The following is a 25242-nucleotide window of genomic DNA, read 5'->3' as shown; positions in this document are numbered from 1 at the left end:
GCCGGGTAAGGCGTAGCCGCCACCCGGCAACACAGCTCTTTGTACCTCTTCAGAGTGTTCTGGTTTTCCATCTCCCGTCAGTCAGTTAGCCTAAAATGGTTAGGTCGATAATTAAATTCAACTGAAAAGCAGGGAGAACACCATGCGAAATAAACTTCTGGCTACCTCAATTTTTGCTGCAGCAGCCCTCTTCACCGTTGCCGGTTGTTCATCCAACCAGGCGGTAAAAACCACCGATGGCAGAACGATCGTCACTGACGGCAAACCACAGGTGGATGACGACACCGGACTGGTGTCTTATAAAAACGCAGAGACCGGTAAAACCGAGCAGATTAACCGTGACCAGGTTAAGAACATGAGCGAACTGGATAACTAACTGTCTGGCAGGCCCTGCCGAGCGGCGGGGCCATCGCGTGATGCTCAGAGCAGAGCATTGTCGATTTTGACAATGATTTTACGCAGCGGTGCGCCCGCACCAATTGCACCCATCGGACGATGAAGCTCACCCGGAAAAAGAATGGCCAGCTCAAACGGATGCAGGTGAATCAGGGTTTCACTGCTGATTTGCGTACAAAAACCGATATCATGAGCCTGATTAAACGGGCCATCTTCGATAATCTCCAGCCCTTTATTTCCCGCCCCAATGACCTCTTCACCCGCCAGCACAATGTGTATGTCGAGGAACTGACGATGATATTCCGGGCGCTGCTCTGCAAGCGGGCGCGTTTCGCCCTCGACCACCGTGAAGAAAAGATTATCCCCGTCGATGGTATATTTGCCGGGCGGCAGTGAATGTGGCTCTTGCCCAATCACTGCCTGTAGCGCTTTGCGGATGACAGGCGGATAAAAAGCATTTTTGGCGGCGGCGGTTAACGTATCAATAATCATGCGGGTACCCTTACAGAAGGCGTTTTGTCGAGCAACGCTAATGATTGCTCCACGATAAGACTGACGTCGGGGGCGATATCCACCGCGATAATATCCGGCTCGCTGTCGTCCGGGATTTCCAGTGCGGCAAACTGACTCTGCAAGAGCGCTTCAGGCATGAAATGGCCTTTGCGCTGCTGCATACGATGCAGAATGCAGGTGTAATCTCCGGTGAGCCAGAGAAAGCGCAGATTGCGGCTCCCCTCGCGCAGACGATCCCGGTAGCGCTTTTTCAGCGCGGAACAGACCAGTACACCTGACTCATTTTTTTGCTCAAGGCTAAAAATCACGTCGGCGATGCGTTCCAGCCAGGGCTGACGGTCATCGTCGTCAAGCGGCTGGCTGGCGGCCATTTTCACGATATTGTTTCGCGGATGCAGATCGTCACCGTCGATAAATTTTGCACCGAGTACGCCGGCCAGCGCCTGGCCGACCGTCGTTTTTCCCGTGCCAGAAACACCCATCAAAATGATGCATTGTCCTGCCATAATTTCCCCCATGATCAGACGGCGACCAGCATGCCGCCATCAACGAATAGCAGGTGACCGTTGACGAAATTGGACGCCTTCGACGACAGGAATACCGCCGCACCGATCAGCTCTTGTGGATCGCCCCATCGCGCAGCGGGAGTGCGTTTGCACAGCCAGTCGGTGAACGCCTGGTCATCGACCAGAGTTTGGGTCATCGCCGTTTTGAAGTAGCCCGGCGCTATTCCATTCACCTGAATGTTGTAGCGAGCCAGCTCAACGCACATGCCACGGGTCAGCATTTTCACTGCACCTTTGGCGGCGGCGTAAGGAGTGATAGTGTCCCGGCCTAACTCGCTCTGCATCGAACAAATATTGACGATTTTTCCCTGATTGCGGATGACCATCCGTTTTGCGACGGCCTGAGATACCAGGAACACCGCTGTCTGATTTACCGAAATAACGTCATTCCATTCCTGTACCGGGAATTCTGTAAATGGGTGACGACGCTGAATGCCCGCATTATTAAATAGCACGTCAATTACGCCTATTTCCGCTTCGATTTTAGCGACTGCATTTTCAACGGATTCTGCATCCGTCACATTAAAGACTGCGGAATGCGCAATTGCGCCTTCATCGCGTAATTTCATTACTGCATCATTTGCCCGTGGTGCAGAAATATCGTTGATGATTATCTCTGCTCCGTATTTCGCCAGCCCTTGCGCCATAACAAAACCAATACCTTGTCCGGCACCGGTAATTAAAATGCGTTTGCCTTGTAAGCTAAAAAGATCGTTCATTTCGCTATCCTGATTAACGGCTGAATATCAATGAAGTCGTGTGTCCTATCTCACGGATTTTCGTCGCTTCAAACTGTGATAAAGATCACTCAACACCGTGTTACGAAAAGGGGTTACGTTAAACGTGATGCGGGACGGGAATCGGCGCGTCATACAGGGGATTCACGGGGGAAGGGCGATTCTCTTTTCCCCCTCTGGCAGGCATAATGGCCTGAAGTCGTGGAAGTATTTGACGGACAAATGAATGAAAGCACAACGCATTACGCTCAATGATATCGCTGAGCTTGCTGGCGTAACGAAAATGACCGTCAGCCGTTATTTACGTACACCGGAAAAAGTGAAACCTGAAACGGCAGAGCGTATAGCCAGTGTTATTGCGGAAGTGGGTTTTGAGCCAGACCCGGATAATCCGGCAATGAGCAGCGTCTGTGTTCCCCGCATCGGCGTGCTGATCCCTTCTTTTCATAATCAAATTTTTGCCGATCTGTTAGCCGGGATTGAGTCGGTGACGGCGGCTCACGGCTATCAAACGCTGGTCGTGAACTACGACTACGACCGCCAGCGCGAAGAAGAGCAAATTGCCGCCGTACTGGCCTTTAACCTCAAAGGGTTGCTGTTGACGGAGTCGGTGCACACGCTCAGAGCGGAGAAGTATCTCAACGCCGCGAAAATTCCTGTCGCTGAAGTGATGGGCTTATCGGACAACCCTGGGCGCATCAACGTCGGGTTTGATAACTTCAAAGCCGGTTTTGATATGACCAATATGCTGCTGGCGAGCGGTAAGCAGTATGTTATTTACTTTGGCTCGATGTCCGATGTGCGCGACGAGCAGCGTTACGCGGGTTACTGCGAAGCGATGAGCAATGCCGGGCTGGCCGTGGGGCGCATCGCGCCAAATAAAGTCTCGTCAGTGTCGATTGGCACCGGGATGATGACGCTGGCGCGGCAGATGTACGCCAGTATGGACGCTATTCTCTGTACCAACGACGATCTGGCCGTGGGTGTATTGCAGGAGTGCATTGCCAGTGGAATCGCGATTCCGCAGGAGATGGCCATTGCCGGTTTCCACGGTCTGGAGATTGGCCAGATCGTTTCACCGCGCCTGGCGAGCGTCCTGACCCCGCGTAGCGAAATGGGCAAAGTGGCGACCGAGATCCTGATTAAGAAAATTAAAGGGCTGCCCACCATCGAAAAAGTCGATCTGCATTATCGGCTGTCGATGGGTGAAACCATCTGATTTGTCATACAGATCACGGACGCTGTAACAGCGTTTGTTAACACGATTCAGCGTGACGCAGATCGCAAAAAACCCTACAAAAAACCCGTTTGATAGTGGCATCCATTTTCACGACACATCAAACAGGTGATCTGATGAATATTGCAAATAACCGCGCCGTCCTTTTAATCGCTCCCGTTGTCGAGAGCCTGCAACAGCAGCTCGCCAGCCAGTTCCCGCTGTATCGTCTCTATGAACAGGACGATCCCATCACCTTTTTACGCGAGCAGGGCGAGAACATCGCCGTGGTGGTGACGCGCGGCGATGTTGGTGTACAAAACAACGTTCTTGAGATGCTGCCACACGTAGGGCTGGTGGCGATTTTCGGTGTGGGAACTGATGCGGTCGATCTGGATTATCTCCGCACTCGCCAGATATCCGTCACCATCACCTCCGGCGTATTGACCAACGACGTGGCCGATCTGGCGATGGGGCTACTGCTATCCGGCGCACGCCAGCTGTGCCAGGGCGACCGCTTTGTGCGTGAAGGCCGCTGGGCGAACGGCGGTCTTACGCTGGGAACTCAGGTCAGCGGCAAACGCATTGGGTTGCTGGGAATGGGGAACATTGGCCAGGCTATCGCCCGTCGTGCCCGTGGTTTTGATATGGAAGTGCTCTATACCGATCGCAAAAAGTTGGCTGATCTGGATTATCAGTGGTGCGCAGATTTACATACGCTGGCTCACGAGAGTGATTTTCTGGTGATTGCGGCCTCAGGCGGGGAAGCGAATCGCGGTTTGATCGACGCTTCAGTTTTTAACGTCATGCCGAAACACGCGTGGCTGATTAATATTGCTCGCGGCTCGCTGGTGGATGAAAAGGCGCTGATTCAGGCGTTACAGAAGGGTGTTATTGCTGGAGCCGGGCTGGACGTTTTTGACGATGAGCCCAATGTGCCGGCGGAACTGATGGCCCTCGATAATGTGGTTCTACAACCGCACGTCGCCAGCGCCACGCATGAGACGCGGCAAAAAATGAGTGACGTGGTTTTTGCTAACGTCGCTGCTTATTTTTCCGGGACTGCTTTACCGAATGCGATTAATTAATTTAAGAGTCTTATTTCTGCCCCTGTTTTCATGAAATGACAACAATAACCTCTGCATAGAGAGTGAGAAATATGAACGATAACATTCCCAGCACTCGCTGGCTGCGTATCATTGCGCCGGTATTAATTGCGTGCATTATTTCGTTTATGGACCGGGTTAATATTAGTTTTGCGCTACCCGGTGGGATGGAAGCCGATTTAGGCATTACCAGTCAAATGGCCGGTGTCGCCAGCGGAATATTTTTTATTGGCTATCTTTTTTTACAAATACCGGGCGGGAAAATTGCCGTTAACGGCAGCGGGAAACGTTTTATTGCCTGGTCGTTGGTGGCCTGGGCGATTGTTTCTGTTGCGACCGGGTTTGTGACTCATGAATATCAATTGCTGGTCCTGCGCTTTATTCTGGGCGTTTCCGAGGGCGGGATGCTGCCGGTCGTTTTAACGATGGTCAGCAACTGGTTCCCCGAAAAAGAGGTCGGTCGTGCGAACGCGTTTGTGATGATGTTTGCTCCATTGGGCGGGATGCTGACCGCGCCCGTTTCCGGCGCCATTATCTCGGCGTTTGACTGGCGCTGGCTCTTTATCATCGAAGGGCTGCTGTCGCTGGTGGTGTTGGCCGTCTGGTGGTTCATGATCAGCGACAGGCCCGAAGAGGCGCGCTGGTTGTCGGATCGTGAACGCGATTATCTGGTGACGACCTTAGCCGCCGAGCGCGCCGCAAAGCTTGCCGAAGCGCCGGTCAGCAACGCACCGGTGAAAGATGTCTTTCGCAATTCCGGGCTGATGAAACTGGTGATCCTTAACTTCTTCTACCAGACCGGTGATTATGGCTACACCCTGTGGCTACCCACCATACTGAAAGGGCTGACGGGGGGGAGTATGACGAGCGTGGGTTTTCTGGCGGTGCTGCCGTTTGTTGCCACGCTGGCGGGGATTTACGTCATTTCACTGTTCAGCGATCGCAGTGGCAAACGTCGCCTGTGGGTACGGTTCTCCCTCTATAGCTTTGCTACGGCGTTGGTGGCCTCGGTTATCCTGCGTGAACATGTGGTCGCAGCCTATATTGCGCTGGTGATTTGCGGGTTCTTCCTCAAGTCTGCAACCAGTCCATTCTGGTCGATGCCTGGGCGGATTGCGGCTCCGGAAGTAGCCGGAAGTGCGCGTGGCGTGATTAACGGACTGGGGAATCTTGGGGGATTCTGCGGCCCGTATCTGGTGGGCGTGATGATTTATCTCTATGGGCAGAACGTTGCAGTGTGCGCCCTGGCGGGATCGCTGATTATCGCCGGGACGATGACTTTCCTGCTGCCGAAGAAATGCGACCTGGTGGTCAGCGAGCCGGACGTGAAGGTAAGCGAACAGCCTGGACACACATCACCGTGAATACATAAATAACAGTTATCATTGTAAGCGGTTCGATTAACTGTCTACACTCTTGCTGATTACAACAAGCGTTAAAACAGGCAATACAATGATTCTGATAATTTATGCGCATCCTTATCCGCAGCACTCTCATGCGAATAAGCGGATGCTTGAGCAAGCAAGGGAAATCGACGGCGTAGAGATACGCTCCCTCTATCAACTTTATCCTGACTTCAACATCGATATCGCCGCCGAACAGGAGGCGATATCCCGCGCAGATCTTATCGTCTGGCAACATCCGATGCAGTGGTACAGCACACCGCCACTGCTCAAACTGTGGATCGACAAAGTGTTCTCCCACGGCTGGGCCTACGGCCACAACGGTCACGCGCTGAAGGGCAAAAGCCTGCTGTGGGCCGTCACTACCGGCGGTGGTGAAAGCCACTTTGATATCGGCTCCCATCCGGGGTTTGACGTCTTGTCACAGCCGCTACAGGCAACGGCGGTTTACTGTGGGCTTACCTGGTTACCCCCTTTCGCCATGCACTGCACGTTCGTCTGTGACGACGAAACGCTGCAGGCGCAGGCCCGCCAATACAAACAACGCTTACTCGACTGGCAGGAGCACCATCATGGATAGCCATACGCTCATACAGGCGCTGATTTATCTGGGGGCGGCGGCGCTGATTGTGCCGGTTGCTGTGCGTCTGGGCCTGGGCTCGGTGCTGGGGTATTTGATTGCCGGTTGCGCTATCGGCCCGTGGGGGCTGGGGCTGGTTACGGACGCTGAGTCTATTCTGCACTTCGCCGAAATCGGCGTGGTGCTGATGCTGTTTGTCATTGGTCTGGAGCTGGACCCGCAGCGCCTGTGGAAACTGCGCGCCTCGGTGTTTGGCGGCGGGGCATTGCAAATGGTGGCGTGCGGCGTGCTGCTCGGCGGCTTTTGTATTCTGCTCGGCATGGACTGGAAGGTGGCTGAACTTATCGGCATGACGCTGGCGCTCTCCTCGACGGCGATTGCCATGCAGGCGATGAATGAGCGCAACCTGACCGTTTCTCAGATGGGGCGCAGCACGTTTTCTGTCCTGCTGTTCCAGGATATCGCCGCCATTCCGCTGGTGGCGATGATCCCGCTGCTGGCGGCAAGCGGGTCGTCCACCACGCTGGGGGCCTTCGCCCTGTCGGCGCTGAAAGTGGCGGGCGCGCTAGCGTTAGTGATTCTTTTAGGACGTTATGTGACGCGTCCGCTGCTGCGTTTTGTAGCCCGCTCTGGGCTGCGTGAAGTCTTCAGCGCCGTGGCACTGTTCCTGGTCTTCGGCTTTGGTTTGCTGCTCGAAGAGGCCGGTCTGTCGATGGCGATGGGCGCATTCCTGGCGGGCGTGCTGCTGGCCAGCTCCGAATACCGCCATGCGCTGGAAAGCGATATCGAACCCTTCAAAGGTTTGCTGCTGGGGCTGTTCTTTATCGGCGTCGGGATGTCGATCGACTTTGGTACGCTGGTAACGCACCCGCTGCGTATTCTGACTCTGCTGGTCGGGTTCCTGGTCATCAAGATGGGGATGTTATGGCTGATCGCGCGTCCGCTCAACGTGCCGAATAAACAGCGCCGTTGGTTTGCCGTCTTGCTTGGACAGGGGAGTGAGTTTGCTTTCGTGGTGTTTGGCGCCGCGCAGATGGCGAACGTGCTCGACGCAGAATGGGCAAAGGCACTGACGCTGGCGGTGGCACTGTCGATGGCTGCTACGCCAATACTTCTGGTGCTGTTGACTCGTCTTGAGCAGTCTAACAGCGGGCAGGATCGGGAAGCCGATGAAATTGATGAAGAACAGCCACGAGTGATTATCGCCGGGTTTGGCCGCTTCGGGCAGATCACAGGCCGTTTGCTGCTCTCCAGCGGAGTGAAAATGGTGATTCTGGATCACGATCCTGACCACATCGAAACCCTGCGTAAATTTGGTATGAAAGTGTTTTACGGCGATGCGACGCGCGTCGATCTGCTGGAGTCCGCCGGAGCGGCAAAAGCCGAAGTGCTGATCAACGCGATTGACGATCCGCAGGCCAGTCTTCAGCTGGCAGAGCTGGCGCTGGAGCATTTCCCGAACCTGAAAATCATCTCCCGCGCGCGTGATGTAGACCATTACATCAAACTGCGTCAGGCAGGGATTGAAGCGCCAGAGCGTGAAACCTTCGAAGGGGCGCTCAAGTCCGGGCGCATGGCGCTGGAAGGGTTAGGTCTGGGGGCTTATGAAGCACGAGAACGCGCCGACCTGTTCCGCCGTTTTAACACCGATATGGTTGAAGAGATGGTGGAGATGGCAGAAGAGGATGCATCGTCTCGCGCAGCGGTGGTGAAACGCACCAGCGCGATGCTGACGGAGATCATTAATGAGGATCGTAATCATCTGTCATTGACCCAGCGTCACGGCTGGCAGGGAACGGAAGAGGGGAAACATACCGGCGATCCGAAAGATGAACCCGAGAGTAAACCTGTCGCGTGAAGTGGAGTTGCCAGCAATATTGAAATATTTCCCTTTCTTTACTCGGGCTGGAGTCGACGAAAGATTAAGCTTTACGTATAGTGGCGGCAATTTTTTGCATCCGGGAAATTTTCAATGATCAGTCTGATTGCAGCGCTGGCGGTAGACCGCGTTATCGGCATGGAAAACGCCATGCCGTGGAACCTGCCTGCCGATCTCGCATGGTTTAAACGCACCACCTTAAACAAGCCGGTAGTGATGGGCCGCCTGACCTGGGAGTCAATCGGTCGTCCGCTTCCGGGTCGTAAAAACATCGTTATCAGTAGCCAGCCGGGTACCGACGATCGCGTCGAGTGGGTTAAATCCATCGACGACGCGATTGCCGCCTGCGGTGACGCGGAAGAGATTATGGTGATTGGTGGGGGTCGTGTTTACGAGCAGTTCCTGCCGAAAGCACAGAAGCTCTATTTGACCCACATTGACGCAGAAGTGGAAGGGGATACGCATTTCCCGGACTACGATCCTGACGAATGGGAATCTGTGTTCAGCGAATTCCACGACGCTGATGCGCAGAACTCCCACAGCTACTGCTTCGAAGTGTTAGAACGTCGTTAAGTTTTAGTCCCCGGTGGCGCTTCGCTTACCGGGGCTACAAAACCTGAACGTAGGCCGGATAAGGCGGAGCCGCCATCCGGCAATAACATCAGGAGGCAACCGCCTCGCCATCTCCTAGCTCAAGATGCCGGTTCGACGGCTGTACAAAATACTGCTTATCTTCCCAGCGCAGGCAGGTTAAATCCCCGCCCCAGCAGCATCCCGTATCCAGCCCGTAAATATTCTCTGGCGTGCCTTTGCCTTCCAGCGACGCCCAGTGGCCAAACACCACGCTGTATTCGTCCGTCACCGGGCCAGGAATCGCAAACCACGGTTTGAGCGGCGACGGCGCGTTTTCCGGCGTGTCTTTGCAGTACATATCCAACTGGCCGTTCGGGAAGCAGTAGCGCATACGCGTAAAAGCATTGGTCACGAAACGCAGGCGTGCCAGACCGCTTAATTCCGGGCTCCAGTTGTTTGGCATGTCGCCATACATCGCATCAAGGAAGAACGGATAGGAGTCGCTCGCCAGCACCGCTTCGACGTCGCGTGCGCACTCTTTGGCCGTTTGCAGATCCCACTGCGGCGTTATTCCGGCGTGGGCCATCACCAGCTTCTTCTCTTCGTCGACCTGCAACAGCGGTTGACGGCGCAGCCAGTTCAGCAGCTCGTCGGCGTCAGCCGCTTCCAGCAGCGGCGTGATCCGGTCCTTCGGCTTATTGCGACTGATCCCGGCAAACACTGCCAGCAGATGCAGATCGTGATTGCCCAACACCAGGCGCACGCTGTCGCCCAGCGATTTGACGAATCGCAGGACATCCAGTGAGCCAGGCCCGCGCGCCACTAAATCGCCCGTCAGCCAGAGGGTGTCTTGTCCGGGTGTAAAATCCACCTGTTTTAACAACGCGATCAGTTCATCGTAGCAACCGTGAACGTCGCCAATGAGATATGTAGACATAGATTTAATGAATGAATGTAGGAACGGCGAGACGGAAAACAGGAACAGCAACACGGAAGGTATTGCCGTCTGGATCGACCATTTCATAATGGCCCTGCATGGTGCCCATCGGTGTCTCAATTACGGCACCGCTGGTGTATTGATACTCTTCGCCAGGGGCGATGTGGGGTTGTTCGCCCACCACACCTTCACCCTGGACTTCGATTTCGCGGCCATTGCCGTTGGTAATAAGCCAGTAGCGCCCGAGCAGTTGCACAGGCATCCGCCCCAGATTGCGAATGGTTACGGTGTAAGCAAAAACAAAACGCTCGTCGTCCGGTGTGGACTGAGATTCGATATAGACGCTTTGCACCTGAACACATACGCGGGGCGAATCAATCATGGCTTAGCTCTCCTTTGGCGGGGCGTTATCGCTAATGTAGTTTGCCAACTTACAGTACTGCTCAACGGAAATATTCTCCGCACGCATCGCCGGGTCGATACCTAATTCGGTCAGCACTTCAACGGTAAATGAATTACCCAGGCTGTTACGAATCGTTTTACGGCGCTGGTTAAAGGCCTCGGTGGTGATGCGGCTCAGTACGCGCAGCTCTTTAACCGGATGCGGCATCACCGCGTGCGGCACCAGGCGAACGACCGCAGATTCCACTTTTGGCGCTGGCGTAAACGCCGTTGGCGGAACTTCAAGCACCGGAATAATCTGGCAGTAATATTGCGCCATGACGCTCAATCGACCATACGCTTTACAGTTCGGTCCCGCAACCAGTCGGTTGACGACCTCTTTTTGCAGCATGAAGTGCATGTCGGCAATGGCATCAGTATAGCTAAACAGATGGAACATCAGCGGCGTGGAGATGTTATACGGCAGGTTGCCGAACACGCGCAGCGGCTGGCCCAGTTTCTCGGACAGCTCAGCGAAGTTCATGGTCATGGCGTCCTGCTGATAAATTGTCAGCTTTGGCCCCAGGAACGGGTGCGTTTGCAGACGCGCAGCCAGGTCGCGGTCCAGCTCGATAACCGTCATTTCGTCGAGGCGCTCACCCACTGGCTCAGTCAGTGCTGCAAGGCCCGGACCGATTTCGACCATCGCCTGGCCTTTTTGTGGATTGATAGCAGAAACGATGCTTTCGATAACGAACTGATCGTTAAGGAAGTTTTGCCCGAAGCGTTTGCGGGCTAAGTGGCCCTGATGGACTCTAGTATTCATTGAGTATTAACAATCATTTTGATGGCGAGATTAAGCGCCGTAATAAAACTGCCGACATCCGCCTTGCCTTTTCCTGCCAGATCCAGCGCAGTACCGTGGTCAACGGACGTTCGAATAAAGGGTAAACCGAGCGTGATATTCACGGCGCGGCCAAATCCCTGGTATTTTAGCACGGGCAGGCCCTGATCGTGGTACATCGCGAGCACCGCATCGGCGTTATCGAGATATTTAGCCTGGAAAAGAGTATCGGCGGGCAGCGGTCCGCTGAGATTCATCCCTTTGGCGCGCATTTCTTCCAGGACCGGAATGATGGTGTCGATCTCTTCCGTGCCCATATGCCCGCCTTCGCCTGCATGCGGGTTCAGCCCGCAGACCAGCACGTGAGGCGCTTTGATGCCAAATTTGGTTTGCAGGTCGTGATGCAAAATAGTGATGATTTCACGCAGTAACTCGGGCGTGATCGCATCTGAAATCGCTTTGAGCGGCAAATGTGTTGTCACCAGCGCAACGCGCAGCTCTTCTGTCGCCAGCATCATCACTACGTTGTTGCTGTGCGAACGCTCTTCGAAGAACTCAGTGTGCCCGGTAAAGGGAACGCCCGCGTCGTTGATCACGCCCTTGTGCACCGGGCCAGTAATCAACGCGGCAAATTCACCGTTCAGGCAGCCATCACAGGCACGCGCCAGCGTATCGACAACGTAAAGACCGTTATCGGTGCTGAGCTGACCAGGGGTGACGGGGGCGCGAAGCGGGACGGGAAGAATCGTTAATGAGCCTGCCTGTTGCGGAACAGGGCGTTGGCTGGCGTCGTAAGGCAGAAGTGTTAAAGGCAGACCGAGCCATTCAGCCCGGTCTTTTAACAGTGTTGCATCAGCGCAGACAACCAGTTCCACCGGCCAGCTTCGCTGTGCGAGCTGGACGACGAGGTCAGGACCAATCCCGGCGGGTTCGCCGGGAGTGATGACAACACGATGTTGATTCATTAGTTGCTCAGGATTTTCACGTAAGCGCTGGCGCGTTGTTCCTGCATCCAGGTCGCTGCTTCTTCAGAGAATTTACGGTTGAACAGCATACGGTAGGCTCTGTCTTTCTGCGCCGCGTCGGTTTTATCCACATTGCGGGTATCCATCAGCTGGATTAAGTGCCAGCCGAAGGAAGAGTGTACAGGTGCGCTCATCTGGCCTTTGTTCAGCTTCATCAGTGCATCGCGGAAGGCAGGATCGTAGATATCTGCAGCCGCCCAGCCAAGATCGCCACCCTGGTTGGCAGAACCTGGGTCCTGAGAGAACTCTTTTGCGGCATTCGCAAAGGAGGTTTTCCCGCTCTTGATATCTGCCGCAATCTGTTCCAGTTTCACGCGAGCCTGATCGTCAGTCATGATCGGTGATGGCTTAAGCAGAATGTGGCGAGCGTGGACTTCGGTGACGGAAATGCTCTGGCTCTGGCCGCGCATATCGTTCACTTTCAGGATGTGGAAACCAACACCGGAACGGATTGGACCGATAATATCGCCTTTCTTCGCCGTGCTCAGTGCCTGAGCGAAGATAGACGGCAGTTCCTGAATACGACCCCAGCCCATCTGGCCGCCTTTCAGCGCCTGCTGGTCAGCAGAATAGGTGATGGCAAGCTTGCCGAAATCACCGCCGTTACGCGCCTGTTCAACGATAGAACGCGCCTGGCTTTCGGCTTCAGCGGCCTGATCTGAGGTTGGGTTTTCCGACAGTGGCACCAGAATGTGGCTCAGGTTCAGTTCGGTACTGGCATCGTTCTGATTGCCCACCTGCTTCGCCAGCTGATCCACTTCCTGTGGCAGGATCGTGACGCGACGACGCACTTCGTTGTTACGCACTTCAGAGATCAGCATCTCTTTGCGGATCTGATTACGGTAAGTCGCGTAGCTGATGCCGTCATAGGCCAGACGGCTGCGCATCTGGTCGATCGTCATGTTGTTCTGCTTAGAAATGTTCGCGATCGCTTCATCGAGCTGCTGATCGGTCACTTTTACACCCATTTTCTGACCCATCTGCAGCACTATCTGATCCATGATCAAACGCTCGAGGATCTGATGACGCAGCGTGGCGTCATCTGGAAGTTGCTGACCTGCTTCGCCCGAATTGAGCTTCACAGATTGCATTAAACCATCTACGTCGCTTTCAAGTACTACACCGTTGTTAACAACGGCGGCGACTTTATCAACAACCTGTGGCGCGGCAAAGCTGGTGTTCGCAACCATAGCGATACCGAGCAGCAGCGTTTTCCAGTTCTTCATACTTTTTCCATTTCAATTAACCGCAAAGCGGATGGCGTTGTAAATCAAGCACATTACAAGGAACTACGATATGGCAGAATGTTCGAGCGCAGCATCTGCTGCGTGCCCAGGCCGTAATTGGAACTCAGGCCGCGCAATTCGACATTGAAGCCAATGACGTTATCGTATTTGCTCTGATTATTAGTGGTATCCCAGCCGTTAAGCTTACGTTCGTAACCGACGCGAAGCGCGTAACAGCAGGAGTTATATTGCAAGCCAACCATCTGATCCGCTGGCTTGCTGGTATTGGTGTCAAAGTAATAAGCGCCCACAATTGACCAGCGATCGGCGATTGGCCAGCTTGCTGCGCCACCGACCTGCGAAATACCGTCCTTGTATTGCTCGGCTGTGGCGTAGTTTGGCAGCGTTGCCTGAATATACTCCGGGCTGGCGTAACGATAGGTCAGCTGCACCATCCGGTCTTCATCACGGCGATATTCAACGCTCGCGCTGCTGGTCGCAACGTTATCCAGTCGCGTGTCATATTGCAGACCACCGCGCAGACCCCAGCGATCGGTCATACGCCAGTAGGTATCACCCGCCCATACAAGAGCACCCGTTTTGTTGTCTTTTTCCCAGTTGATGTCGTCATCACCGGTTCGTGCTTCGGTGAAGTAGTAGATTTGACCCACAGAAACGTTAAAACGTTCAACTGCTGCGTCATCATATACGCGCGTCGTCACACCGGTCGTGACCTGGTTCGCGGACGCAATACGGTCGAGACCGCCATAGGTACGGTCGCGGAACAGGCCGCTATAGTCTGACTGAAGGAAAGAGGAGTCGTAGTTCTGGATTTTGCTCTGATCGCGATACGGCACATACAGATACTGCATGCGCGGCTCCAGCGTCTGGGTATATCCGTTCGCCAGGTTCATATCGCGTTCGAAAATCAGCTTGCCGTCCATTTTGAACTGCGGCAGTACGCGGTTAACGGACTCTTCGAGATCGGTGCCGTAACGGGTGTTATACCAGTCCAGATTTTTCTGCTGATAATGGGTGGCCATCATCTTGGCTTCGGTATTCAGACTTGCCCAGTCGTTAGACAGCGGCAGGTTGATAGTCGGCTCAAGGTGAACACGCGTCGCTTCCGGCATGTCGGAGTTGGTGTTGACGAAGTGGACGGCCTGACCATAAACGCGGGTATCAAATGGACCGACGTCGTTCTGGTACCAGTTAACGTCCAACTGCGGCTCTGCGCCGTAAGTGCTACGTGTCTGGGTACTAAACACCTGGAACTGTTTGGTGGAAACGGTGGCGTTGAAGTTCTGAATGGCGTAACCGACGCTGAATTTCTGCGTTGCGTAGCCATCGGTACTTGAACCGTATTTGGAATCGAAATCGTTAAAGTAGTATGGGTCGCTGACTTTGGTGTAGTCGACGTTAAAACGCCACACCTGATCCATCACACCCGAATGTTGCCAGTAGTACAGCCAGCGGTGGCGATCGCCCTCAGTCGGATGCTCATCGTTGAACACTTTATCTGATGGCAGATAATCCAGCTCCATCAAACCGGTACCGGCCTTGGTCAAATAGCGGAACTCGTTCTGCCACTGAATATTGCCGCGCTTGTGGATATAGTGCGGCGTAATCGTGGCGTCCATGTTCGGCGCGATGTTCCAGTAATACGGCAGGTAGAACTCAAAATAGTTCGTGGTGCTGTATTTGGCGTTCGGGATCAGGAAACCTGAACGACGCTTATCGCCAATGGGCAACTGGAGATAGGGACTGTAGAAGACGGGCACTGGGCCGAGTTTAAAGCGCGCATTCCAGATCTCAGCAACCTGCTCTTCGCGGTCGTGGATGACTTCGCTACCGACGACGCTCCAGGTATTGGAACCTGGCAGGCAGGAGGTAAAGGAGCCGTTGTCCAGAATGGTGTAACGGTTTTCACCGCGCTGTTTCATCAGGTCCGCTTTACCGCGTCCCTGGCGACCCACCATCTGGTAATCACCTTCCCAGACGTTGGTATCTTTTGTATTCAGGTTTGCCCAGCCTTTCGGACCTTTCAGGATGACCTGATTGTCGTCATAGTGCACATTGCCCAGAGCATCCACGGTACGGACTGGCTCTGCCGCGCCCTCGGGTTGCTTCTGATGCAGCTGAACTTCGTCCGCCTGTAGACGGCTGTTACCCTGATTAATATCGACATTACCGGTAAAGGTCGCGTTATCAGGGTAATTCCCTTTCGCGTGGTCGGCATTAATCGTGACAGGTAAGTTATTGGTATCACCCTGCACCAGTGGGCGATCATAACTTGGAATGCCCAGCATACACTGCGAGGCAAGATCGGCGGCCATGCCCTGTTGGCTGTACAGAGCGGCGGCGATCATGGTGGCCAGGAGGGTGGGGATACGTTTTTTCATACGTTATATTTAGTGTTCCGTCATCAGTGGCTACGGCTTACAAACGCTCAGAGACTATCTTACTCATCTGCGCAGTGCCAGCGTTAATCCTGCCCGGTTACGAGTCAGAGTGTTAGGCTCGCTATCGAATGACGAGTATGATAATGCAAATTATAGGCGATGTCCCTCAATTGACCGTGGCTCGACCACTGAGATGATAGAGTTGCGTCGATACCTGGAACATGACTATACGGGGAGTATATGCAGTATTGGGGTAAAATAATTGGCGTCGCGTTCGCTTTATTGATGGGCGCAGGGTTCTGGGGCATCGTTCTGGGCCTGATTATCGGGCATATGTTTGATAAAGCGCGTAGCCGCAAGATGGCCTGGTTTGCCAATCAGCGCGAGCGTCAGGCGCTGTTTTTCGCAACGACTTTTGAAGTGATGGGGCATCTCACCAAATCAAAAGGTCGCGTCACCGAAGCAGACATTCAAATCGCCAGCGTGTTTATGGATCGCATGAGCCTGCACGGGGAATCCCGCGTTGCGGCGCAAAACGCGTTTCGTATCGGCAAGGCGGATAACTACCCGCTGCGCGAGAAAATGCGCCAGTTCCGCAGCATCTGTTTTGGCCGTTTCGATTTAATTCGGATGTTTCTCGAAATCCAGATCCAGGCGGCGTTTGCCGACGGTTCGCTACATCCAAACGAACGCGACGTGTTGTATGTGATTGCCGAAGAGCTGGGCATTTCCCGCATGCAGTTCGACCAGTTCCTGCGCATGATGCAGGGCGGAGCCCAGTTTGGTGGCGGTTATCAGCAGCAGTCTGCGGGCGGCGGCTGGCAGCAGACGCAGCGTGGTCCGACGCTGGAAGATGCGTGTAATGTGCTGGGCGTCAAAGCGACCGACGATGCGACGACCATCAAACGCGCCTATCGCAAGCTGATGAGCGAACATCACCCGGATAAACTGGTGGCGAAAGGTTTACCGCCAGAGATGATGGAGATGGCGAAGCAGAAAGCGCAGGAAATTCAGAAAGCGTACGAACTCATTAAAGAGCAGAAAGGCTTCAAGTAACATACGTTTGCCCGGCGAGCGCCGGGCAAACGGTTATGCTATACATCAAAAGTCAGCAGGGGCTTTAAACGTCATAAGATTGCCAAACTCCGGATGCGTTATTGTCAGCATCTGAGCATGCAATTGCAGGCGCGGCGCCATCGCCAGCGCTTCTGGCGTGGCGTAAAAACGATCCCCCAGAATCGGATGACCTAACGCCAGCATATGCACGCGCAGCTGGTGCGAGCGGCCGGTAATCGGTTTAAGCAGAATACGCGCGGTGTTATCCGCCGCGTAGTCCAGCACTTCATATTCCGTCTGCGCCGCCTTGCCGGTTTCAAAACAGACTTTTTGCTTAGGCCGGTTCGGCCAGTCGCAAATCAGCGGTAAATCCACCAGACCTTCTGCCTTTTCCGGGTGCCCCCAGATGCGCGCGACGTACTGTTTCTTTGGTTCACGATCGCGGAACTGGCGCTTTAACTCGCGCTCAGCCGCTTTGGTCAGAGCCACCACAATCACGCCGCTGGTTGCCATATCCAGGCGATGCACGGATTCGGCCTGCGGATAATCGCGCTGTACGCGCGTCATCACGCTGTCTTTATGCTCCTCCAGACGTCCCGGCACGGACAACAGGCCGCTGGGCTTGTTGACCACCATAATGTGCTCATCCTGATACAGAATGACCAGCCACGGGTCCATCGGCGGATTGTAGGTCTCCATGATCATGTCGCGCTCCGGTTACTGATGCGTCACAACGATCAGACGCAGGGCATCCAGTCGCCAGCTCGCCTGATCCAGGCTTTCCATGACCTGCTCACGGTTGCTTTCGATCGCAGCCAGCTCGTCGTCACGGATGTTTGGGTTCACCGCTTTTAACGCTTCCAGACGCGACAGTTCGGCCGAGAGCTTATCGTCCGCTTCGCTGCGAGCGGCGTCAATCAGCGCGCGCGCGGCTTTCTCAATCTGCGCTTCGCCCTGCTGCAGGATGGCGTGCACGTCCTGCTGAACGGCGTTCACCAGCTTGCTGCCTGTGTGACGGTTCACCGCGCTCAACTGACGGTTAAAGCTCTCAAACTCCACCTGTGCGGCGAGGTTGGTACCGTTTTTGTCGAGCATCAGACGCACTGGCGTCGCAGGCAGGAAGCGGTTGAGCTGCAGCTGTTTCGGCGCCTGCGCTTCAACTACGTAGATCAGCTCAAGCAGCAGCGTTCCGACAGGCAGCGCCTTGTTTTTCAGCAGGGAGATGGTGCTGCTGCCCGTATCGCCGGAAAGGATCAAATCCAGACCGTTGCGAATCAGCGGGTGTTCCCAGGTGATGAACTGCGCATCTTCGCGGGAAAGGGCCACATCGCGTTCGAAGGTGATGGTGCAACCATCTTCCGGCAGGCCAGGGAAGTCCGGTACCAGCATGTGATCGGACGGGGTCAGGACGATCATGTTTTCGCCGCGATCGTCCTGGTTGATACCCACGATATCAAACAGGTTCATTGCAAAGCTGATCAGGCTGGTGTCGTCGTCCTGCTCTTCGATGCTTTCGGCCAGGGCCTGCGCTTTTTCGCCGCCGTTGGAATGGATTTCCAGCAGACGGTCGCGCCCTTGCTCCAGCTGCAATTTCAGCGCATCGTGCTTCTCGCGACAGGATTTGATCAGGTCGTCGAAGCCCTCGGTCTCTTCGGGAGCCGCCAGATAACCGATCAGATCGCTATGTACCTGGTCGTAAATAGTGCGTCCGGTCGGGCAAGTATGTTCAAACGCATCCAGCCCTTCGTGGAACCAACGCACCAGTACGGACTGAGCGGTTTTTTCCAGGAACGGGACGTGGATTTGAATATCATGCGCCTGACCGATACGGTCCAGACGGCCAATACGCTGTTCCAGCAGATCCGGGTTAAACGGCAGATCGAACATCACCAGATGGCTGGCGAACTGGAAGTTACGGCCTTCGGAGCCAATTTCGGAACAGAGCAGAACCTGCGCTCCGCTGTCCTCTTCGCCGAACCAGGCCGCCGCGCGGTCACGTTCGATGATCGACATCCCTTCGTGGAACACGGCAGCGCGAATCCCTTCTCGCTCGCGCAGGACCTGCTCCAGCTGCAGCGCGGTGGCCGCTTTGGCGCAAATCACCAGCACTTTCTGCGAGCGGTGAGCCGTGAGATAACCCATCAGCCACTCAACGCGTGGATCGAAGTTCCACCAGGTTCCGGTATCGCCTTCGAATTCCTGGTAAATTTGTTCCGGATAGAGCATGTCGCGTGCGCGCTCTTCAGCACTTTTACGCGCCCCCATGATGCCGGAGACTTTAATCGCCGTCTGATACTGGGTTGGCAGCGGCAACTTGATGGTGTGCAGCTCGCGTTTCGGGAAGCCTTTCACGCCGTTACGGGTGTTACGGAACAACACGCGGCTGGTGCCGTGGCGGTCCATCAGCATCGAAACCAGCTCCTGACGCGCAGTTTCGGCGTCGTCGCGGTCGCTGTTGGCGGCGTGCAGCAACGGCTCAATGTCCTGCTCGCCAATCAGCTCGCTCAGGGTGTTGAGTTCGTCGTTAGAGAGGTGTTTCCCGGCCAGCAGAAGAGCGACAGCATCAGCGACCGGACGGTAGTTTTGCTGTTCTTCGACAAACACCGAGAAATCGTGGAAACGGTTTGGATCGAGCAGACGCAGACGGGCAAAGTGGCTTTCCAGACCCAGCTGTTCCGGCGTGGCGGTCAGCAGCAGAATACCCGGCACGCGTTCCGCCAGCTGTTCGATAGCCATATATTCACGGCTAGGCGCGTCTTCGCTCCACACCAGATGGTGCGCTTCGTCGACAACCATAATATCCCATTCGGCGTCGCACAGATGCTCAAGGCGCTGCTTGCTGCGGCGCACGAAATCGAGGGAGCAAATCACCAGCTGTTCCGTTTCGAACGGGTTATCCGCATCGTGCTGAGCTTCGGCGTAGCGTTCATCGTCAAACAACGAGAAGCGCAGGTTGAAGCGGCGTAGCATTTCGACCAGCCACTGGTGTTGCAGGGTTTCAGGCACCACAATCAGCACACGCTCGGCAGCGCCAGAAAGCAGCTGTTGATGCAGGATCATGCCCGCTTCGATGGTTTTACCTAAGCCCACTTCATCAGCCAGCAGTACGCGCGGTGCATGACGGCGACCGACATCGTGGGCGATGTTCAACTGGTGCGGGATCAGGCTGGTGCGCTGACCGCGCAGGCCGCTCCACGGCATACGGTACTGCTCGCTCTGGAACTTACGCGCGCGATAGCGCAGGGCAAAGCGGTCCATGCGGTCAATCTGACCGGCGAACAGACGGTCCTGCGGCTTGCTGAACACCAGGCGGCTGTCGAGTAAGACTTCGCGCAGGACGACATTCGTTTCTTCAGTATCCACTCGCGTACCGATGTAGGCGAGGATCCCATTCTCTTCTTTTACGTCTTCAATCTTCAGCTGCCAGCCTTCATGGCTGGTAACGGTGTCGCCCGGATTAAACATGACGCGGGTAACAGGGGAATCATTGCGTGCATACAGACGGTTTTCACCGGTGGCCGGGAACAGGATGGTGACCATACGCGCATCCAGCGCTACCACAGTTCCTAATCCAAGCTCGCTTTCTGTATCGCTGATCCAGCGTTGACCAAGTGTAAAAGGCATAGTTGTTCGGCTCTAATCTTTTAATTTGCAGGCAATAGTTCGACCACCGTCGAAAAGTGACGGCCATCGAAAAATGGGTCCGGGAATGGAAAGGGCGCTATGGTACTGGATGGCGGCGTTTTCGTCACGCGTCAAAATAGCCCCAGTTGCCCTGTCATGAGTGTAGCAAAATCATCGTCGACAAAGGGTAATATTCCATCGGCGACAGGCATGAGTTGACGCGTCAGATAGTGATCGTAATCCAGCGGTGAGTGCTGATAATCCACCGGCTCCGGGCCGCTGGTGGTCCAGACGTATTTGATGGTTCCCCGGTTTTGATATTGTGGCGCACGCCCGAGGCGCACGTTTTCCTCATCGGCCAGCCGTGCGGCGCGAACGTGCGGCGGAATATTGCGCTGATACTCCGCCAGCGGGCGGCGCAGGCGCTTGCGATACACCAGCTGACTGTCCAGCTCTCCGGCCAGCAGGCTGGCGATGGTCTCGCGGACATAATCCTGATACGGCTCGTTGCGGAATACGCGCAAATAGAGCGTTTGCTGGAACTGTTGCGCCAGCGGGGTCCAGTCGGTGCGAACCGTTTCCAGCCCTTTAAACACCATGCGCTGCGTATCGCCTTCCTGAATCAAACCGGCGTAACGCTTCTTGCTGCCCTGCTCGGTGCCGCGAATCGTCGGCATCAAAAAGCGGCTGAAGTGGGTTTCAAATTCAATCTCTAGCGCACTGGTTAACCGCTCTTTTTGCAAATGGTTTTGCCACCAGTCATTAATGAAAGCCACCAGATCGTTGCCGATTTTTGCGGCGGCCTCTTCGCTGTGCGCGCCTTTCAGCCAGACGAACGTCGAGTCCGTGTCGCCGTAGATCACGTCATAGCCCTGGGATTCCACCAGCGCTTTGGTCTGGCGCATGATCTCATGCCCGCGCATGGTGATCGAGGATGCGAGACGCGGATCGAAAAACCGGCACGCGCTGGTTCCGAGCACACCATAGAAGGCGTTCATGATGATTTTCAGCGCCTGAGAAAGGGGTTTGTTGTGCTGGCGCTTGGCCTCGTCGCGCCCGTGCCAGATCTGGCTGACGATCTCCGGCAGGCAGTGCTTTTCCCGCGAGAAACGCGCGCCGAGAAAACCTTCCGTACTGTGCGCGTCATCGGGCTGCGCCATGCCCTCAACCAGCCCGACGGGGTCGATCAAGAAGGTACGAATGATCGACGGGTACAGGCTTTTATAATCCAGCACCAGCACCGAATCATACAGTCCAGGCCGCGAGTCCATCACATACCCGCCGGGGCTGGCCTGCGGAGGCACTTCGCCGAGATTTGGCGCGACATAGCCCGCGCGGTGCATACGCGGTATATACAGATGCCCAAATGCAGCGACAGATCCGCCGTGACGATCGATAGCCAGGCCGTTTACGGTGGCGCGTTCCAGCAGGAACGGCATGATTTCCGTCTTATGGAAAATCCGCGTCACCAGCTCACAGTCTTTCAGGTTGTAGGTCGCCAGCGCCGGTTTGTCTTCGTTGAAGCGTCGGTCGATTTCGTCCATGCGATCCCAGGGATTGTCGATGGATTTCCCTTCTCCGAGCAGCTCCTGCGACACCGCTTCCAGCGAGAAAGATGAGAAACTCCAGAAAGCGGATTTGAGGGCGTCGATGCCGTCGATAATCACCCGGCCATTGGCCTGAGCGAAGAACACGCCGTTCTTGAAACCGTGCTCGCGCCACTCCAGTTCGCTGTTGCCGCGCCCGAGCATCAGTGGGATGCGATACCGTTCGGCATGTTTTTGCAAAACGCGCAGGTCAAACTGCACTACGTTCCAGCCAATCAGTACATCAGGGTCGTGGGTGGCAAACCACTGGTTGAGTTTTTCGATCAACTGCGGGCGGCTGTTGACGTACTCCAGTTCGAAATCGAGAGCTGAGGCATCGCCATTTTCTGGCCCCAGCATATAAACAATCCGCTGGCCGCAGCCTTCCAGCCCGATGCAGTAGAGCTCGCCGTGGCGGGTGGTTTCGATATCCAGCGACACCCATTTCAGCGGCGGGCGGTAGTGGGGATTGGGTTTCAGACGGGCGTTGATCAGCCTGTCACCTTGCGGTGTGCCGTCGACCCAGACGGGGGCGGTGATAAAGCGCTCCATCAGGAAACGCTCAGGCGGACGAATGTCGGCTTCGTAGAGTGTCACGCCCGCTTCACGCAGCAGCTTTTCATAGCGCATCAGCTGGCGATGCGCGCGGCAATACAGCCCGTACACCGGCTGGCGGTGGAAATCTTTCAGTTCCAGCGGCGTGATGCGCCAGCCGTTTTCACCGCGCAATACCTCGCGCGTTTTTTCAACATGCTGTTCCGGGATAAAGGCCACGGACTCCTGCGGCGCAAGTGTGACGTTCAGCGGGCCGTCGTCCGTTGCCAGCCAGAATTCCACCTCGGTTCCCTGAGGAGTGTCCCGCCAGTGTCGGGTCAGTAAAAAGCCTTCTCGCGCCTGCGCCACGCCGTTATCCCATAAAACAAAACCAGGCGTGAGTATAGCCTGGTTTAATCGATTTCACTGATTTTTTGTACAGTACTTATTCGTCTCTCAGTTTCAAAATATTCTAATTCGAGAGTTTCTGATTTTTGAAACACACAATACCGCCGGTAGTTATCCGTATAATCCTTTTCATCGTAATAGCGCCACACGCAGTCGTATTGCTCAAAGCCGCCTTGTTTTTGGATAAAATCAATGAGCTGAGCCTTTTGTAGAACTCTATTCCCAATGTTTTTCCAGAGAATTGTTACAGTCATGTGCTGAGAGTCGGGATCATAAATATATCTGTATTCTGCATTTTCTGAGATCGCGGGAGCTTGTCGTAAACTAGTGGGGGTATATAGCCAGTAAGAAAAAATATCTGTGCGAGAATAATGATGTTCTCCGGTTGTCAGAGAAAACCATCCATAAATGAAAAATGATGGCATTAATAAAGCAACGAATAAGAGTAAGATCCATTTTTTCATTTTTACCAGACGTAATGAGGTTGGTGAGGGTTGAATAAGAAGTACATTGGGCGTTCGAAAGGATCATCTGAATAATTTTTTGTGTAGGATGACGTGATCGAACCATAAAGCTCATGGTTGATACGCGAACGATCGCTAAAGAAGTTATCGATAGGTCTGTTTCTAAATTGATTGAGAAAAAAATTATTGTACTCATGGCCGAACGGCTTAATGTAATTTAACCATGCAGGTAAATTTTTTCGGACAGGCTCGCCATGCTTCATAGGCGGATGCAAAGAGAACTGGAGTGGCGAAAACGTCGTATTCTTGTAATGCCCGATAGGACCGTGCGAATCCCATATCTGGATGGCGGTTTCATAGGATACAGGTTTCGCAAGCCAAAGTGGGTCTGGTCCCTTACCAAACACGCGATAGAAACCGACCAAATCTGACACTAAATCCTCAGCACTAAAGCCGCTATCGGTATACCAGTTAAAAAGGATCGAATTTTGCCATGCCTCGAACCTTATAGCTGTGCCATACATGATTGTTAATGCCACTCTTGCTTTTGATTCCGGCGATAAACACGCTTTCACCATGACCTGGGTATTAACGCCTGTATGAAACGTAAATTCATATCCAGGAAATCGTCCTTTTTTCGCCATTTCCTGATGATATGAGACCGGAAAGTACCAGTCACCATACTCTTCGAAATATTGGGGGTAAGACTCATTATCTAGCTTATCTTTTAATGCCCGGGCATCATTCCCCTGAGCATGACCCAAATCAATCCAGCCCAGCTTTTCCGTGTAAACTAATCCGCTATTACGGGTTGTTGAAAATACTCCATCGGTTATATCGCTGCGAGTGCTCATTATTCACCTCCCTTGTGGATTATTTTTATAGCAAAGGAGGTCTGGGGGAACAAATGTGATTTTTTTATTATTTCAACAAAACTATTGATAGATTATATCATTGATAGGGCGCCCGTATCGCAGACGCCCTAAAGGTTTTACTGCCCGTAATACGCCGTCGCCCCATGCTTGCGCAGATAGTGTTTATCCAGCAGCGTTTGCTGCATGTCCGGGAGCTGCGGTGACAGCTGGCGGCAGAAGATCCCCATGTAGGCGACCTCTTCGAGCACGATGGCGTTATGCACCGCGTCTTCGGCGTTTTTCCCCCATGCGAACGGGCCGTGGGAGTGAACCAGCACGCCAGGCATTTGTGCCGCGTCGATCCCCCGTTTTTCGAAGGTTTCGACAATCACGTTGCCCGTTTCCCACTCATATTCGCCGTTGATTTCGGCGTCGGTCATTTTGCGCGTGCAGGGGATAGAGCCGTAGAAATAGTCGGCGTGCGTCGTGCCCGTCGCCGGTATCGACTGCCCGGCCTGCGCCCAGATGGTGGCGTGGCGCGAGTGGGTGTGGACGATGCCGCCAATAGACGGGAATGACTGATACAGCAGGCGATGGGTTGGCGTATCGGAAGAGGGCTTTTTAGTCCCTTCGACGACTTCGCCGGTGGCGATGCTCACCACGACCATGTCCTCGGCGGTCATCACGCTGTAATCCACGCCAGAGGGTTTGATCACAAACACGCCTTGCTCACGATCGACGGCGCTGACGTTACCCCAGGTGAGGGTGACGAGGTTGTGTTTCGGCAGGGCCAGATTGGCTTCCAGCACCTGACGTTTGAGATCTTCTAACATTGTTGTCTCCATGCCGGGTGGCGCGCAGCGATCCCGGCCTACAGTATTTGTGCCCTCCCGTAGGCCCGGTAAGCGAAGCGCCACCGGGCAATCCGGCAG

At 54.5% G+C, this 25242-nt stretch carries 23 protein-coding genes; 8 read left to right on the top strand and 15 right to left on the bottom strand.

The features are described 5' to 3' along the window. Positions 1-142 precede the first annotated feature (142 nt). Positions 143-376, top strand: coding sequence for a YgdI/YgdR family lipoprotein (locus C3708_RS09640; RefSeq protein ID WP_095280727.1), 234 nt, complete (start codon positions 143-145; stop codon positions 374-376). 44 nt (positions 377-420) lie between these two features. Here C3708_RS09640 and C3708_RS09635 read toward each other — a convergent pair whose 3' ends face one another. From C3708_RS09635 to idnO, 3 genes are read right to left on the bottom strand one after another with little or no spacing between them, the layout of a single operon-like run. Continuing rightward, positions 421-888 (bottom strand): YhcH/YjgK/YiaL family protein, encoded by a 468-nt coding sequence (locus tag C3708_RS09635; protein ID WP_103949153.1) that lies wholly within the window; start codon positions 886-888, stop codon positions 421-423. Beyond that, positions 885-1415 carry a gluconokinase gene (locus C3708_RS09630; protein WP_095284173.1) on the bottom strand — a complete coding sequence of 177 codons (531 nt, stop codon included), beginning with the start codon at positions 1413-1415 and terminating at the stop codon, positions 885-887. Before C3708_RS09630 ends, C3708_RS09635 begins: the two co-directional genes overlap by 4 nt. 14 nt (positions 1416-1429) lie before the next feature. Then, positions 1430-2194, bottom strand: a complete 765-nt coding sequence (gene idnO, locus C3708_RS09625; protein ID WP_095280729.1) for a gluconate 5-dehydrogenase — start codon at positions 2192-2194, stop codon at positions 1430-1432. A gap of 244 nt (positions 2195-2438) precedes the next feature. Here idnO and C3708_RS09620 point away from each other — a divergent pair, with 244 nt between their 5' ends. The 6 genes from C3708_RS09620 to folA all read left to right on the top strand — a co-directional run bounded on the left by C3708_RS09620 (position 2439) and on the right by folA (position 8969). Further along, the gene (locus tag C3708_RS09620) at positions 2439-3431 is read left to right on the top strand and encodes a substrate-binding domain-containing protein (RefSeq protein WP_103949152.1); all 993 of its coding nucleotides are present in this window, start codon (positions 2439-2441) and stop codon (positions 3429-3431) included. Positions 3432-3565: 134 nt separating this feature from the next. Continuing rightward, a complete protein-coding gene (locus C3708_RS09615; RefSeq protein WP_103949151.1) occupies positions 3566-4516 on the top strand; it encodes a 2-hydroxyacid dehydrogenase in 951 nt (316 codons plus the stop codon). Positions 4517-4587: 71 nt separating this feature from the next. After that, positions 4588-5898: an MFS transporter gene (locus C3708_RS09610; RefSeq protein ID WP_095280732.1), complete on the top strand. Its 1311-nt coding sequence runs from the start codon at positions 4588-4590 to the stop codon at positions 5896-5898. Positions 5899-5986: 88 nt separating this feature from the next. Beyond that, on the top strand, positions 5987-6517 hold the full coding sequence (gene kefF, locus C3708_RS09605; protein ID WP_103949150.1) for a glutathione-regulated potassium-efflux system oxidoreductase KefF: 531 nt from the start codon (positions 5987-5989) through the stop codon (positions 6515-6517). Beyond that, complete coding sequence (gene kefC, locus C3708_RS09600; protein WP_103949149.1) at positions 6510-8375, top strand: glutathione-regulated potassium-efflux system protein KefC; 1866 nt, start codon at positions 6510-6512, stop codon at positions 8373-8375. Before kefF ends, kefC begins: the two co-directional genes overlap by 8 nt. A 114-nt stretch (positions 8376-8489) precedes the next feature. Beyond that, entirely contained in the window at positions 8490-8969 is a 480-nt protein-coding gene (gene folA / locus C3708_RS09590) for a type 3 dihydrofolate reductase (protein WP_095280736.1), read from the top strand. Positions 8970-9057: 88 nt separating this feature from the next. Here the strand turns inward: folA and apaH are convergent, their stop codons facing one another. Genes apaH through lptD form a run of 6 tightly spaced genes read right to left on the bottom strand, consistent with a single transcriptional unit; the run spans position 9058 to position 15784 of the window. After that, positions 9058-9906 carry a bis(5'-nucleosyl)-tetraphosphatase (symmetrical) ApaH gene (gene apaH / locus C3708_RS09585; RefSeq protein ID WP_095280737.1) on the bottom strand — a complete coding sequence of 283 codons (849 nt, stop codon included), beginning with the start codon at positions 9904-9906 and terminating at the stop codon, positions 9058-9060. Positions 9907-9910: 4 nt separating this feature from the next. Beyond that, positions 9911-10288 (bottom strand): Co2+/Mg2+ efflux protein ApaG, encoded by a 378-nt coding sequence (gene apaG / locus C3708_RS09580; RefSeq protein ID WP_095280738.1) that lies wholly within the window; start codon positions 10286-10288, stop codon positions 9911-9913. 3 nt (positions 10289-10291) lie between these two features. Then, on the bottom strand, positions 10292-11113 hold the full coding sequence (gene rsmA, locus C3708_RS09575) for a 16S rRNA (adenine(1518)-N(6)/adenine(1519)-N(6))-dimethyltransferase RsmA (RefSeq protein ID WP_103949148.1): 822 nt from the start codon (positions 11111-11113) through the stop codon (positions 10292-10294). After that, positions 11110-12096 (bottom strand): 4-hydroxythreonine-4-phosphate dehydrogenase PdxA, encoded by a 987-nt coding sequence (pdxA, locus tag C3708_RS09570; RefSeq protein WP_103949147.1) that lies wholly within the window; start codon positions 12094-12096, stop codon positions 11110-11112. Before pdxA ends, rsmA begins: the two co-directional genes overlap by 4 nt. Further along, the gene (gene surA, locus C3708_RS09565) at positions 12096-13382 is read right to left on the bottom strand and encodes a peptidylprolyl isomerase SurA (protein ID WP_095280741.1); all 1287 of its coding nucleotides are present in this window, start codon (positions 13380-13382) and stop codon (positions 12096-12098) included. The genes pdxA and surA overlap by 1 nt, the downstream gene beginning before the upstream one ends. Positions 13383-13435: 53 nt before the next feature. Next, positions 13436-15784 carry an LPS assembly protein LptD gene (lptD, locus tag C3708_RS09560; protein WP_103949146.1) on the bottom strand — a complete coding sequence of 783 codons (2349 nt, stop codon included), beginning with the start codon at positions 15782-15784 and terminating at the stop codon, positions 13436-13438. A 240-nt stretch (positions 15785-16024) separates the two neighbouring features. On the opposite strand from lptD, the gene djlA reads away from it, so the two are divergent. After that, complete coding sequence (gene djlA / locus C3708_RS09555) at positions 16025-16840, top strand: co-chaperone DjlA (RefSeq protein WP_095280743.1); 816 nt, start codon at positions 16025-16027, stop codon at positions 16838-16840. 45 nt (positions 16841-16885) lie between these two features. Here the strand turns inward: djlA and rluA are convergent, their stop codons facing one another. From rluA to araD, 6 genes are all read right to left on the bottom strand, one after another. After that, positions 16886-17545 carry a bifunctional tRNA pseudouridine(32) synthase/23S rRNA pseudouridine(746) synthase RluA gene (gene rluA / locus C3708_RS09550; protein WP_103947109.1) on the bottom strand — a complete coding sequence of 220 codons (660 nt, stop codon included), beginning with the start codon at positions 17543-17545 and terminating at the stop codon, positions 16886-16888. 12 nt (positions 17546-17557) lie between these two features. Then, on the bottom strand, positions 17558-20464 hold the full coding sequence (rapA, locus tag C3708_RS09545) for an RNA polymerase-associated protein RapA (protein ID WP_103949145.1): 2907 nt from the start codon (positions 20462-20464) through the stop codon (positions 17558-17560). A gap of 131 nt (positions 20465-20595) precedes the next feature. Continuing rightward, a complete protein-coding gene (gene polB / locus C3708_RS09540) occupies positions 20596-22953 on the bottom strand; it encodes a DNA polymerase II (RefSeq protein WP_103949144.1) in 2358 nt (785 codons plus the stop codon). Positions 22954-22997: 44 nt separating this feature from the next. Continuing rightward, positions 22998-23456, bottom strand: a complete 459-nt coding sequence (locus C3708_RS09535) for a hypothetical protein (RefSeq protein ID WP_103949143.1) — start codon at positions 23454-23456, stop codon at positions 22998-23000. A 2-nt stretch (positions 23457-23458) separates the two neighbouring features. Then, on the bottom strand, positions 23459-24310 hold the full coding sequence (locus C3708_RS09530) for a hypothetical protein (protein WP_103949142.1): 852 nt from the start codon (positions 24308-24310) through the stop codon (positions 23459-23461). Between the two features lie 137 nt (positions 24311-24447). After that, entirely contained in the window at positions 24448-25143 is a 696-nt protein-coding gene (gene araD, locus C3708_RS09525; protein ID WP_103949141.1) for an L-ribulose-5-phosphate 4-epimerase, read from the bottom strand. Between the last annotated feature and the right edge of the window lie 99 nt (positions 25144-25242).

Source organism: Lelliottia sp. 7254-16 (genome assembly GCF_002922995.1).
Taxonomy (GTDB): Bacteria; Pseudomonadota; Gammaproteobacteria; order Enterobacterales; family Enterobacteriaceae; genus Enterobacter; species Enterobacter jeotgali.
Note: the sequence above shows the minus strand (reverse complement) of the source record. Positions and strands in the feature narration are given on the sequence as shown.